We start from the raw sequence: 12,661 nt of genomic DNA on the forward strand, positions 1-12,661 counted from the left end.
CTCATATCCTGCTACCTTTCTCATATTACGAGAAAGGTTGTGGGCGATGACGACACAGGCCGATCCGGCGACGGTGGCGACGACCGTGGTGGAACTGCTGCGCGCGGGGCGTTTCGACGAACTCGCGGAGCTGTTCGCGCCCGCGCTGGCGGCGGCCGTGTCCGCCGACACCGTGCGGGTCGGGTGGGCCGGGGAGAGCGCGAAGGCCGGTGCGATCCGCTCGGTGGGCGCGGTGGCCGTCGAACGGCTCGACGAGGCCCGCACCCGGGCGGTCGTGCCGGTGCACGGCGAGCGCGGCGGGTTCGAGGTCCGGGTCTCGGTCGACGACGCGGGCCGGTTGCACGGGCTGCGGCTCGCGCCGGCCGGACCGGGTTGGGAGCCACCGGGTTACGCCGTGCCGCGCCGGTTCACCGAGCGGGAGATCACGCTGGACTGCGAATCTCTCAGCGTCCCGGGCACTGTGACCCTGCCGCGGCGGGCCCGCGGTGTGCCCGGGGTGGTGCTGATCGCCTCCGGCGCCGGCGACCGGGACGTGACGGTGGGGCCGAACAAGCCGTTCAAGGACCTCGCGTGGGGACTGGCGAGCCGCGGTGTCGCGGTGCTGCGGTTCGACAAGGTGACCCACGTGCACACCGACCTGGAGCACCGGCCCGGCTTCACCATGGTCGAGGAGTATCTGCCGAATGTGCTTGCCGCCGTGCGGTTGCTGCGCCGACAGCCCGGTGTCGACCCCGACCGGGTCTTCCTCGCCGGGCACAGCGGCGGGGGCAAGGCCGCGCTCCGCGCCGCCGCGGCCGACGCGTCGATCGCGGGTGTGGCGCTGCTGGCGGTGGACACGGTGCCGCTGCCACGCGCCGCGGAGCGCACCTTCGGGTATCTGGCCGGTCTGGATCCGGACGCGGCGGCGAACCTGACGGCTGCCGCCGAGACGATCGCCCGGACCGAGGATCCGGCCCTCTCCCCCGAAACCCCGGGCAGCGAGCTGCTTTTCGGCTGGCCCGCCTCCTATTGGCTGGACCTGCGCGAGTTCGACCAGGTGAGCGCCGCGGCGGCGCTGGATCGGCCGATCCTGGTATTGCAGGGCGGCCGCGACTATCAGGTCACCGAGGCCGACGACCTGCCCGCGTGGCGGGCGGGGCTGGCCGGTAGGCCCGGGGTGACCATCCGGGTCCTCCCGGCCGACGACCACCTGTTCTTCCCGGGCAGCGGGCCCTCCAGTCCGGCGGATTACCAAGCGCCGCACCACGTCGACCCGGCCGCGGTCGACGCCCTCGCGACGTGGCTGAGCCGGGGTGTCGTGCGAAAGTGGTGGTGGGCCGGGCGGCGTCGGTGAGGTTCGCAGCAGGGTCGGCAGGTGGCCGCCGATGTCGTTCCCGCTGATCAAGGCAGGGTGACCTCATCCGGGGACTTGTCGGGGCGCAGGCCGCGCCAGGAGGGGTGGCGCAGGCGGGTGTCGCTGGTCCATTCGGTGAACGAGACCTCGCCGACCAGTTCGGGTTCGACCCAGACGGCGTCGGGGACGTCGGCGCGGACGGTGGGCGTGGGGCGGCGCAGGGGGCGCAGGCGGTCGCGGAGGTCGGTGAGCATGGCCCGGGTGAAGCCGGTGCCGACGTTGCCGATGTAGGTGAGGGTGCCGGTGGCGTCGTGGGCGGCCATCAGCAGCGAACCGATGTGGCCGGCACGTCGGCCGGCGCCGGGCCGCCAGCCGACGATCACCACTTCCTGGTCGCGGGCGTTCTTGACCTTGGTCCACAGCGGGCTGCGGCGGCCGGGGAGGTAGGGGCTGTCGAGGCGTTTGCACACGATGCCCTCGAGTCCGAGGCGGTCGGATTCGGCGAGGATGCGGGCGGGGTCGCCGTGCAGGCGCGGGGGCACCTGCCAGCTCGGGCCGCGCAGTTCGAGTTGTTCGAGCAGTGCGCGGCGCTGCTGGTAGGGCAGTTCGATCAGGGAGCGGTCGCCGATGTGGAGCAGGTCGAAGATCATGTAGGTGGCGGGGACCGACTGGGCGAGGGCGCGGATGGCGCCGGCGTTGCGCTGGTGCATGCGCGGTTGCAGCGCTTCGAAGGAGGTGCGGCCGCCGGAGTCGAACGCGACGATCTCGCCGTCGACGACGAACGGCGGGTCTCCCGGTGCGAGACCGGCCAATTCGGGCCAGGCGGGGGTGATGTCCTTGTCGTTGCGCGACTGCAGCCGCAGTTCGCGGCCGACGTAGCCGAGGGCGCGGATGCCGTCGAATTTGACCTCGTAGTTCCAGCGGGCGCCGTCGGCGGGCAGCACGCCCGCCGTCGCCAGCATCGCCGCGTAGTGCGGCAGCCTCGTCATGCCCGCCTCGCCGCCATCGCCGGTCCTTCCCGAACCCGAACGTCGCTGGTCGACAACGCAACGGACGATACCGACCGGTTCGCCTGTCATCGGGCAGGTCCGGTCGCGGCGCGTGTTCGGCGGCTGGCGGGCGGGGGTCAGACGCGGCGCATGACCGAGACCACCTTGCCCAGGACGACGGCGCGGTCGCCGTCGATGACGTCGTAGGCGGGATTGCGGGGTTCGAGGTAGACGTGGCCGTCGCGGCGGCGGTAGACCTTCACCGTGGCCTCCTCGTCGATCATGGCGGCCACGATGTCGCCGGTGTGCGCCTCCTGCTGGCGGCGCACGACCACGATGTCGCCGTCGCAGATGGCGGCCTCGATCATCGAGTCGCCGCGCACGCGCAGGCCGAAAACCGTTCCGCGGCCGACGAGTTGACGCGAGAGGGTCAGCACGTCGTCGGTGTGCTCTGCGGCGAGGATGGGCGTCCCCGCGGCGATGTCGCCGACGACCGGGACCGCGACCGACTCCTCGTCGCGCTCGGGCGGCGCGGCGGCCCGCAGGAACAGCCGCACGTCGATCGGGCGCGACATGCTGTCGCTGCGCCGCAGGAAACCCCTGTCCTCCAACGCTTTCAGGTGTTTGGACACCGACGAGGTGGAGCGCAGCCCGACCGCCTCGCCGATCTCGCGGCTGCTCGGCGGGTACCCGTGGCGCACCACCCAGTCGCGGATGGTGGCGAGGATCCGCTGCTGGCGCGGCGGCAGGGTCGAGGTGTCGAGGTGCTCGAACGCGTCGTCGTATCCGGTCACCGGCAAATAGTAGGAGACCGCCGCGCTCAGTTGACGCAGGGGATGTCGGAGCCGATGCTCGTGGTGAGCGGTTTGCCGGAGTCCGGGGACGGTTCGCCGGTGCCGGTGGCGCCCGCGGCGGAGAGGCCCGAGGTCGCGGTCGAACCGGAGCTGCCCGTGCCGCTGGTGCCGGAAGGCGTTGTGCCGCCGGTCAATTCCTCGGGCATGGCGAAATCGGCGCCGACGACGATCTTGACGTGGCCGGGCTGCACGTTCTTGGAGGGGGCGGCGGGCAGACCGCCGAGCAGGTCCGCGGCCTGGGTGGCGTCGGTGTCGGCGCCGGTGCCGTAGTAGACGACCGAGCTGGAGCCGTCGGTGTAGGCGGCGGCGTTGCCGACCTCGCCCTTGGTGAAGCCCTTGGCGGCCAGCGCCGTGGAGACCTTGCCCGCCATGCCGGTCGCGCCGCCGGAGTTGACGACGTCGACGGTGCTCGTCGGCGTGGTCGCGGGAGTGGTGGGCTGGGGCGCCTGCACGCCGAACGCGGCGCGCACGGTCTTCTTGATGGCGGCGGGGTCGACGATGTTGACCTCTTGGCCGTCGATGGTCTGGTACGCCTTGACCGGCAGGGTCTGGAATTCGATCGGGATGGAGCCGGCCTTGCCGAGGGTCTGCGCGAAGTCCAGCAGGTTCCAGCCCTCGGAGAGCACGATGTCCTCCTGGGCCGCGCTGACCAGCTGCTGGAGCTTGCCGACGTTGGTCAGGGTGCCGGAGTCCTTGAGCTGCTTGGCCACCGAGGTGAGGAACGCCTGCTGGCGGTGGGTGCGGTCGAGGTCGCCGTTCTGCAGTTCGTGGCGCTGGCGCACGAACGACAGGGCGTTGGCGGCGTCGAGGTGCTGGGGGCCGGCGGGGAACACCGCGCCGGAGTAGTACTCGTCGTTGACCGGCGCGTTGAGGCACACGTCGACGCCGCCGAGGATGGTGGCGATGTCGTAGAACCCGACGAGCGAGACCTCGGCGAACCGGTTGATCGGCACGCCGGTGAGCTGCTTGACGGTCTGCACGATGGATTCGCGGCCCGCCTCGCGGCCCTTGTGCTCGAGTTCGATCTTGTCCTTGACGCCCTGGTTCTCGAGTTTCTGTTCGGCGTAGGCCTTCTTCAGGCCGTACGCCTCCTTGATCTTGGCGTGGTCGTAGCCGGGGATGCCGCTGACGGCGACGTAGTCGTCGCGCGGGATGGAGAAGGCGGTGACCTTCTTCAGATCCTTCGGAATGTGCACCAGGATCAGGGAATTGGCGTTGTAGCCGCCCTCGGTGCCGTCGCCGGCGTGCAGCTGGTCGAGGATGTTCTTGGGCAGGTCGTTGCCGTTCTGGTCCTTGCGGGTGTCCAGGCCGATCAGCAGGATGTTCAGGTCGCCGTCGAGGGCGGCGGCGTCCTCGGCGCTGATCACGTTGGAGCGGGTGAAACCCTGGTCGAGGCTGCGTTCGGTGTAATAGGCGAAACCGGTGCCCGAGACCACGATGACGGCGGTGGCGGCGGCGAGGAGCCGGCCGGCGATCTGCCCGGCGCGCTGGGCCTTGCTGGGACGGCGCTGGGCTCTGCGGGATCGGCGGCTGGGGGTGGCGGGGGCGTACTGCTCGGTGGGCAGGTTCGCCAGGTCGACCTCGTCGGCCTGGCTGCGCCGGGTGGTCGCGGCTGCCGCGCTCGCGCCGCCTTTCCCGCCGCGCCCGGCGGCCCTGCGCGTGGCCGCGGTGCCTGCCGGGCGTTCTCGCTCCTCGCTGCGCGAGCCTCGTTCCTCGCTGCGCCCGCGACGCGCTCGCGACCCCGTGGCGCGGCCGGGTTCTCGTGCGGCACTGCGGTTTACCGAGTCCGCGCGGGCGTCGCGGCCACCGCCCGGCGCGGCGTCGGCGCGCGCGGCGCGAGCGCTGCTCGACGGCGGGGAGTCAGCACGGCGGCGGGGGCTGTCGGGCTCGCGGCGTGCGGGGGCGCTGGCCCGTCCGGACCGATCGGGTGCGGCCGGCTGCTCGGGTCGTGCGTGGCGACCACCGGTTCGCGGGTCCGGCACCACCGGGATCGGTTCGGTTTCGTCGTTCATCTCGCCGTACAGTTTCACACCATCGTGCTGTGGATACGCTGAGAAAGCGCTTCGTCGGTGGTGACATCCTGCCCGACCGGCGACCGTAATGCACAATCACCGGGCGGCTACCCGGCGGCGGGGTCGCCCAATCCCACCAGCGCGCACAAGCTGTCGAGCTGGCGTTCGAACACCTCGGCCCGGTCGGAGAAGGTGTCGGCGCCGTACATGTCGAACACCTCGAAGCTGACCGCGCCGAACAGCCCGGTCCACAGCGACATGCCGCGCACCAGCACCCGATCCGGCAGTGTCAGGCCGAATTCCGCGCGAATGCGGGTCAGATCGGCTGCCAGCACGGGTGATACGGGCGTCGCGGCGGCGGGCTCGGTGAGAAGCCCTGCGCGGTGGGCGTTTTCGAGTACGGTCAGCAGGGCGCCGACGACGCGCACGCCCGGGGCGACGGTCTGTTCGGCGGGCGCGTGGTAGCCGGGCACGGGGGTGCCGAACAGCAGTCCGTAGCCGGCCGGTTCGGCCAGCGCCCACTCGCGCACCGCGCGCCCGATCACCCGCAGCCGCTCGGCCGGGTCGTCGGGCGCCTCGGCGAGCGCGGCGTCGACGGCGTCGGCCAGTTCGGTGTAGCCGTCGACGACGAGCAGGGTCAGCAGTTCGTCGCGGCTGCGGACGTAGCGGTAGACCGCCGAGGAGACGACGCCGAGATCGCGGGCCACCGCGCGCAGCGACAGCGCGGCCGCGCCGTGCACGGCCAGGTGTTCGCGCCCGATGCGGACGATGTCTTCCATGGTGCGGGCGCGAGCCCGCGCCCGGGGGGTCGTGGCGGCCATGGGTCCACCATGCCATATCGAGAGCAGTGCATACACACGAGATCACCGATCTCGACTACAGGAAGGCGATTGCGCTGGTGAGCGCTTCGGGCAGTTAAGAGATACCGCGCGACACATGTAATGTACTCGGTAGTAACGTTAGGAACGTCACAGGCGACACCGAGCAAGGAGCTTCAGATGGCCCAGCCCGACACCGATTTCGACGTGCTCATCGTGGGCTCCGGTTTCGGCGGCAGCGTCACCGCGCTGCGACTGGTGGAGAAGGGCTACCGGGTCGGTGTGCTGGAGGCCGGGCGGCGCTTCGCCGACGAGGAGTTGCCCGAGACCAGCTGGGACCTCCGCAAATTCCTGTGGGCGCCGAAACTGGGCTGCTACGGCATCCAGCGCATCCACCTGCTGCGCGATGTGCTGATCCTGGGCGGCGCGGGCGTGGGCGGCGGGTCGCTCAACTACGCCAACACCCTCTACGTGCCGCCGGAGCCGTTCTTCCGCGACGCGCAGTGGCGCGACATCACCGACTGGCGCGCGGAACTCACGCCCTACTACGAGCAGGCCACCAAGATGCTCGGCGTGGTGCGCAATCCGCACATCACCCCGGCCGACGAGGTGTTCCGGCAGGTGGCCGAGGACATGGGCGTGGGCGACACGTTCGTGCAGACCCCGGTCGGGGTGTTCTTCGACGAGCCCGGCAAGCGCGTGGCCGACCCGTATTTCGGCGGTGTCGGCCCGGACCGCACCGGCTGCCTCGAATGCGGCGAGTGCATGACCGGCTGCCGGCACGGCGCGAAGAACACGCTGGTGAAGAACTACCTGTATCTGGCCGAACAGGCCGGGGCGCAGGTGATTCCGCTGACCACGGTGACAGCGGTGCGGCCGCTGGCGGGCGGGTCGTGGCAGGTCGACACCGAGCGCACCGGCGCCTGGTGGCGCAAGTCGCCGCGCTCGTTCACCGCCGGGCACGTGGTGCTCGCCGCCGGCACCCGCGGCACCCAGCAGCTGCTGTTCGCCATGCGCGACAAGGGCATTCTGCCCGGGCTGTCGCCGCGGCTGGGCGAGCTGACCCGCACCAATTCCGAGTCGATCGTCGGCGCCGCGACCCGCACGGTCGATCCCGAGCGCGACTTCACCCGCGGCGTGGCGATCACCTCCTCGATCCATCCCACCCCCGACACCCACATCGAGCCGGTGCGCTACGGCAAGGGCTCCAACGCGATGGGGTTGCTGCAGACGCTGATGGTCGACGGCGGCGGGCGGGTGCCGCGCTGGCTGCGGTTCCTGCTCGAGGTGCTGCGCCATCCGCTGTTGCTGCTGTCGATGCTGCGGGTGAAGAACTGGAGCGAGCGCACCGTCATCTCCCTGGTGATGCAGCACCTGGACAATTCGATCACCACCTACACCAAGCGCGGGCTGTTCGGGCGCAAGCTGACCTCGAAACAGGGCCACGGCCAACCCAATCCGACCTGGATTCCCGCCGGCAACGACGTGACCCGGCGGGTGGCGGAGAAGATCGGCGGCATCGCCGGGGGCACCTGGGGCGAGGTGTTCAACATTCCGCTGACCGCGCACTTCCTCGGCGGCGCGGTGATCGGCGCCGACGCCGAGCACGGCGTGATCGACCCGTATCACCGGGTGCACGGGTATCCGACGCTCAGCGTGGTGGACGGTGCGGCGGTGTCGGCGAATCTGGGTGTCAATCCGTCGCTGACCATCACCGCGCAGGCCGAGCGGGCGGCCGCGTTGTGGCCGAACAAGGGCGAGAACGACACCCGGCCGCCGCAGGGCAGCCCCTACGAGCGGGTCGCGCCGGTGGCCCCGCACCATCCGGTCGTGCCCGCCGGGGCACCGGCGGCGCTGGTGCTGCCGATCGTGGAGATCCGCCGCGACACCGCGTGAGCCGCTGCCGCGGGCGAGATCGCGCCCGCGACTGGCCACCGCGCCATTTTGCATCGACTGCAATACCGCATCGGATGCTGTTCGGCGGCAACGCTTTACGGCTCGATCACGCCAGCGCGCGGCGCAGCACGGCGGCGAGTTCGCCGATCTGGCGCTGCGAGATCTCGGCGGACAGGATCGCCTGGGAGCCGTGGAAGGTGCCGGGCCACTGGTGTAGTTCGACCGGCACACCGGCGTGCAGCAGGCGCACCGCGTAGTCGATGTTCTCGTCGCGGTTGGGGTCGAATTCGGCGCTGGCGATGTAGGCGGGCGGCAGTCCGGACAGGTCGGTGGCGCGCGCCGGTGCGGCGTAGGCGGTGGCGGGCGCGCCGCCGAGGTAGTGGCCCCACAGCGCGGTGACCTTGGCGCGGTTCATCCACGGGGTGTCGGTGAACGTTCGGGCCGACCAGGACCGCTGAGCGTCGTCGAGGCAGGGCTGGTTGAGCAGTTGGAAGCACAGGGCGGGGCCGCCTTCGTCGCGGGCGCGCAGCGCTACGCCGGTGGCGAGTCCCGCGCCGGCGCTGTGCCCGCCGACGGCGAGGCGGGCGGGGTCGAAGCCGAGTTCGGCGGCGTGGTCGGCGGCCCAGGTGAGGACCGCGTAGACGTCGTCGAAGGCGGCGGGGAACGGATGTTCCGGGGCGAGGCGGTAATCCACGGAGATCACGACCGCGCCGGCGGCCTCGGCGATGCGGGTGGCCCACGGGTGCTCGGTGTCCAGGTCGCCCATCACGAAGCCGCCGCCGTGCAGCCAGATGATCGCGCCCTGGGCGTGCTGGGGGCGGTAGACGCGCACCGGGACGGCGGGATCTGCTGGGACGGTGTGGTTTTCGACTTCGAGGCCGGGCACGTCGGGTACCGGGATGGCCGCGCCGAGGGCGGCGAAGTTCGCGCGGGCGACGACCGGGTCGGTGAGTTCGGCCTTGGGGAACAGGGCGAGGAAGGCTTCGAGTTCGGGATCCATGACGATCATCCTCACAGCGCCGCCCGTCGCGGTCATCCGCCATTCGTCGCTCATCGGGCCTGGTTCACGCGCCGTCCGGCGCATAGGGTGCCGGTATGGAGGCGTTGGTAGAGCGGCTGTCGCAGTTGGACGCGCAAGCCGGGGGCGCGCTGCGGGTCGTGCAGTTCTACGACACGCTGATGCGGCGGCGGGTGGATCTGGCCGGCCTGGCGCGCGCGTCGGCGGGGCTGGCCGAATGTGTTGCGGGACTGCGGCTGCACGGCACGGGCCGGGTGCTGCGGGCGGGACCCGACGGCCGGGCCGCGGCCGGCGACGCGGCGCGGGAGTCGTCGGCGGTGGCGGTCACCCTCGACGACGAGGAGATCGGGACGGTGTGGCTGGAGCGTCCCGGTGCGCCGCGCGGACTCGACGAGTTGCTGCTGGAACGGTTCGCGCTGGCGGTGGCGGCGGTCGTGGAGCGCTACGGCCCGGCCCGCACCACGATGGCCGATCCGGCGCTGGTCGAGTTGGTGATCAGCGCCGACGGGGACGACGCGGCGCGGGCGCGGGCGTTGCGGCTGCTCGGTTTCGCCGCCGACCTGCCGGTGCGGGTGGCCGCGGTGCGGTCGGCGCTGCCGCTGGACCGGATCGGCGCGCTGATCTGCCCGGCGCGGCCGGTGAAGGCCGCGCCGGTCGGCGGCGTGGGGGTCGTGCTGGCCACGACCGTGGATCCGGCCGCGTTCCCGGCGGGAGTGCGCGCGGGACTGGGCGCGCCCGGCAGTCCCGACCGGTCCTGGCGCGAGGCCCGCACCGCGCTGCGCTTCGCCACCGCGCGCCGCCCCGTCGTCGCCCACGCCGAGCTGGGCGGTCTGGCCCTGCTCGCCCGGCTCGACCCGGAGGCTTTGCGCGACAACCCCGATGTCGCCGCCGTGGCCCGATTGTCGTGCGGCGCAGAGGATCTGGACACCCTCGACGCCTACTGCGACACCGGTTCACTGCGCCGCGCCGCCGAGCTGCTGCACCTGCACCACAGCAGCGTCGCCCGCCGCCTCGATCAGCTGGGCAAGGCCCTGGCCATCGACCTCACCTCCCCTACCGGCCTGCTGCGCGCCCGCCTCGCGCTCACGGCGTGGCGGTTGCTGGCGGACGTGCCGCAGGGGCTCGGCTGAATCGCGGCGCGGGCGGGTCACGCCGGTTCGATGGGCAGCCACAGTTCGCAAGTGGCGGTGGTGAATTCGGCCGTGTGGTCGAGGACCGCGACGAGCGAGGGACCCGGGCGCAGCCGCCAGGGGTTGGCGGGGAACCATTCGGTGGCGGTGGCGGCCCAGGCGTCCTGCAGGGTCTGCGGGTAAGGACCGGCGGTGCGGAAGACCGCCCAGCGGCCCGCCGGGACGTCGATGGCGTCGAGGCCGTCGGGGACCGGGGTGTCGCCGGTGACCGCGACGCCGTGCAGGTAGGTCAGTTCGCTCCCCTCGGTGGCGTCGGGGTCGAGGTCGTCGCAGACCTGCAGCAGCCCGGCGGGCTCGGTGTCGGACAACGATTTCAGCCGCAGGTGTTCCTCCTGGGGCAGGGCGGCGATGTGCTGCTGGATGTGGGGGTTGATGCCGCTGTGGATGAGCGGGACGCGGGTGGCGTGGCCGACGAGCCGGAAGGCGGGGCGGTCGGCGATGCGGGTGTCCATGGGGGTGTTCCCTTCGACGGTCAGGCGGAACCTGAGTTGCGGTTGGCTGCGAAGGGGGCCGCCGTCGCGGCGGACGTCGCTGGGACGGGCGCCGTGCACGGCGCGGAACGCCCGGCCGAAGGCCTCGGTCGAGCCGTATCCGTGCCGCACGGCGATGCTCAGCAGATCGTCCCGGTCGCGGACCAGGTCGGCGGCGGCGACCGTCATGCGACGCCGCCGGATGTACTCCGACAGCGGCATGCCCGCCAGCGACGAGAACATCCGCCGCAGATGGTATTCGGTCGTGCCGAGCGTCCTGGCCGCCGCGGCGACATCGAACTCCTCGGTGAGGTGCTCTTCGATCAGATCGACGAGCCGGTTGAGTGCCGAGATCATCGGGCCTCCCTTCCCTGTCCACCCTGGCCGAGGACACCCCGCCCGCACCCGACCGTTACGGTCCGATTCGATCATCGGTTGCGGCGCGGGCGGCAGGCCCGTGACTCAGTGCGCGGAGATGTGCGCGAAACCCATGGGGGAGGTGGGTGGCGGGGTGGTGGAGACGGGGGCGCGGAATTCCTGCAGGGCGGGCAGGACGTCGACGTGGCGGGCGGCGTAGCAGCGCACCTGCGGCAGGGCGTGGCCGACCTCGCTGCGTTCGAGGGGTTCGGCGTCGAGGTAGCCGACGGCGGTGAGGTCAAGGTGCAGGCGGTCGGCGATGCGGGCGATGGCGGCGGATTTGCGGCCCCAGCCGACCTCGACCGAGGCGAACGCCGAGTGCAGGCCGTGCCGGTGCAGTTTCTCACTGGTCCACGCCCATTCGCCGCGGCTGGCGACCGCGTGCAGCACACCGCGGCGGGCCAGGGTGCGCAGCGCGCGCACCGCGTCGGGCCGCAGCGTCCCGCTCGTGGAGTCGCACACCACGCCGTCCCACAGCGTGTTGTCCAGTTCCCACACAAGGCATTTCACAGCCGGTGATGTCATCTCGCCCCTACGCTCTCGTGTTCCCGGCACAGCGTCTACAGATACGGCGACACCAGTTGCACGGCCTCCACCGGGTGCCCGGCCTCGATGGGCGCGCCGATCGAGGCCAGCCGCCAGCTGCCCCCCTCGCGGTAGACCTTGGCGACCACCATGGCGGTGTGCGGGCCGCCGCCGCGCAGGTTGCCGCGCACGAGTTCGGCGTTGCTGGACCCGTCGACCATGCGCCAGTAGCCGTTGCGGATGCGTTCGAAGGTGTGCCCGGCGTAGGAGGTGACCACGAAGACCATCGCGGTGATCTGCGGGGGCAGCCGGGCCAGGTCCACGGTGATCACCTCGTCGTCGCCCTTGCCCTCACCGGTGAGGTTGTCCCCCGAGTGGCGCACCGCGCCGTCGCGGGAGGCGAGCTGCTGGTAGAAGGCGACGTCCACCAGGCTCTGGCCCACGAACAGCAGCGCCGAGGCGTCCAGGTCGATCTCGAGTTCGCGCAGCCCGCGCGGGCCGTGCACCTTCACCGGGTCCCAGCCCACGGCCATCTTCACCAGCGACAGGTCGCCTTTGCGGATCTCGTTGAGCGCCACCTCCTGCCCGGGGTCGAGCACGGCCGGTCCGCGGTAGAAGTTCTCGGCCTCGCCGCCGCCGATGGGCACGCCGTGCGCGGTGACCAGCGCGGCGAATCCGGCGGGGTAGCCGTGGCCGAGCACGCGGACCTGCCAGCCGCCGGCGGCGCGGTCCAGGTCGAAGGCGATGACGGCGGATTCCTGGGCCAGGCCGTCGATCACGTACTCGTACAGCAGGTTTCCCGCGGCGTCGTCGATGCGCAGCTGCGGGGGCGCGAAGTCGCCGAAGCGGGCCTGGGCGTCCTCGAGGGACAGGGTGACCCGGACGTGCTCGACCTCGGGGGGCAGCTGCGCCAGCGCGATCGACAGGCTCGGCTGCTCGTTGCTCAGGCGGGTGCCGGGGCCGGCGGGGTTGTTGTAGAAGACCAGATCGCTCTCGTTGCGCACCTGTCCGGCGGCGTTGAGCAGCAGCGCCGAGATGTCGATCGGCTCGCTGTGACGAACCGACACCACGATGTCGTCGACGGCCAGGCGGTCGACTTGTCCCTTGGTCAGCTGTGCGGCCACCCGTCCACTGTACGT

Annotated in this window: 11 protein-coding genes; 3 read left to right on the forward strand and 8 right to left on the reverse strand. The window is 71.7% G+C overall.

The window, feature by feature from the left end; genetic code table 11:
• The first annotated feature begins 46 nt into the window (after window positions 1-46).
• Entirely contained in the window at window positions 47-1,333 is a 1,287-nt protein-coding gene (locus tag IU476_RS05085) for an alpha/beta hydrolase (RefSeq protein WP_195096979.1), read from the forward strand.
• Window positions 1,334-1,380: 47 nt separating this feature from the next.
• On the opposite strand, the gene ligD is transcribed toward IU476_RS05085, so the two are convergent.
• From ligD to IU476_RS05105, 4 genes are all read right to left on the reverse strand, one after another.
• Window positions 1,381-2,322, reverse strand: a complete 942-nt coding sequence (ligD, locus tag IU476_RS05090; RefSeq protein WP_228823001.1) for a non-homologous end-joining DNA ligase — start codon at window positions 2,320-2,322, stop codon at window positions 1,381-1,383.
• A 137-nt stretch (window positions 2,323-2,459) separates the two neighbouring features.
• Entirely contained in the window at window positions 2,460-3,116 is a 657-nt protein-coding gene (gene lexA / locus IU476_RS05095; protein WP_195096981.1) for a transcriptional repressor LexA, read from the reverse strand.
• A gap of 26 nt (window positions 3,117-3,142) precedes the next feature.
• The gene (locus IU476_RS05100) at window positions 3,143-4,741 is read right to left on the reverse strand and encodes an LCP family protein (RefSeq protein ID WP_438943977.1); all 1,599 of its coding nucleotides are present in this window, start codon (window positions 4,739-4,741) and stop codon (window positions 3,143-3,145) included.
• 554 nt (window positions 4,742-5,295) lie between these two features.
• Entirely contained in the window at window positions 5,296-6,009 is a 714-nt protein-coding gene (locus tag IU476_RS05105; protein WP_195096985.1) for a TetR/AcrR family transcriptional regulator, read from the reverse strand.
• A 177-nt stretch (window positions 6,010-6,186) separates the two neighbouring features.
• Here IU476_RS05105 and IU476_RS05110 point away from each other — a divergent pair, with 177 nt between their 5' ends.
• Entirely contained in the window at window positions 6,187-7,902 is a 1,716-nt protein-coding gene (locus tag IU476_RS05110; protein WP_195096987.1) for a GMC oxidoreductase, read from the forward strand.
• A gap of 106 nt (window positions 7,903-8,008) precedes the next feature.
• On the opposite strand, the gene IU476_RS05115 is transcribed toward IU476_RS05110, so the two are convergent.
• Window positions 8,009-8,956 carry an alpha/beta hydrolase gene (locus IU476_RS05115; protein WP_228823003.1) on the reverse strand — a complete coding sequence of 316 codons (948 nt, stop codon included), beginning with the start codon at window positions 8,954-8,956 and terminating at the stop codon, window positions 8,009-8,011.
• A gap of 41 nt (window positions 8,957-8,997) precedes the next feature.
• Here IU476_RS05115 and IU476_RS05120 point away from each other — a divergent pair, with 41 nt between their 5' ends.
• Window positions 8,998-10,050, forward strand: a complete 1,053-nt coding sequence (locus tag IU476_RS05120) for a helix-turn-helix domain-containing protein (protein WP_195096989.1) — start codon at window positions 8,998-9,000, stop codon at window positions 10,048-10,050.
• A 17-nt stretch (window positions 10,051-10,067) separates the two neighbouring features.
• Here IU476_RS05120 and IU476_RS05125 read toward each other — a convergent pair whose 3' ends face one another.
• From IU476_RS05125 to IU476_RS05135, 3 genes are all read right to left on the reverse strand, one after another.
• Window positions 10,068-10,937, reverse strand: coding sequence for an AraC family transcriptional regulator (locus IU476_RS05125; protein WP_195096991.1), 870 nt, complete (start codon window positions 10,935-10,937; stop codon window positions 10,068-10,070).
• Between the two features lie 105 nt (window positions 10,938-11,042).
• Window positions 11,043-11,522 carry an HAD-IIIC family phosphatase gene (locus IU476_RS05130; RefSeq protein WP_228823004.1) on the reverse strand — a complete coding sequence of 160 codons (480 nt, stop codon included), beginning with the start codon at window positions 11,520-11,522 and terminating at the stop codon, window positions 11,043-11,045.
• 35 nt (window positions 11,523-11,557) lie between these two features.
• Entirely contained in the window at window positions 11,558-12,646 is a 1,089-nt protein-coding gene (locus IU476_RS05135; protein ID WP_195096993.1) for a TerD family protein, read from the reverse strand.
• Window positions 12,647-12,661 lie beyond the last annotated feature (15 nt).

Source organism: Nocardia blacklockiae (assembly GCF_015477355.1).
Taxonomy (GTDB): Bacteria; Actinomycetota; Actinomycetes; order Mycobacteriales; family Mycobacteriaceae; genus Nocardia; species Nocardia blacklockiae.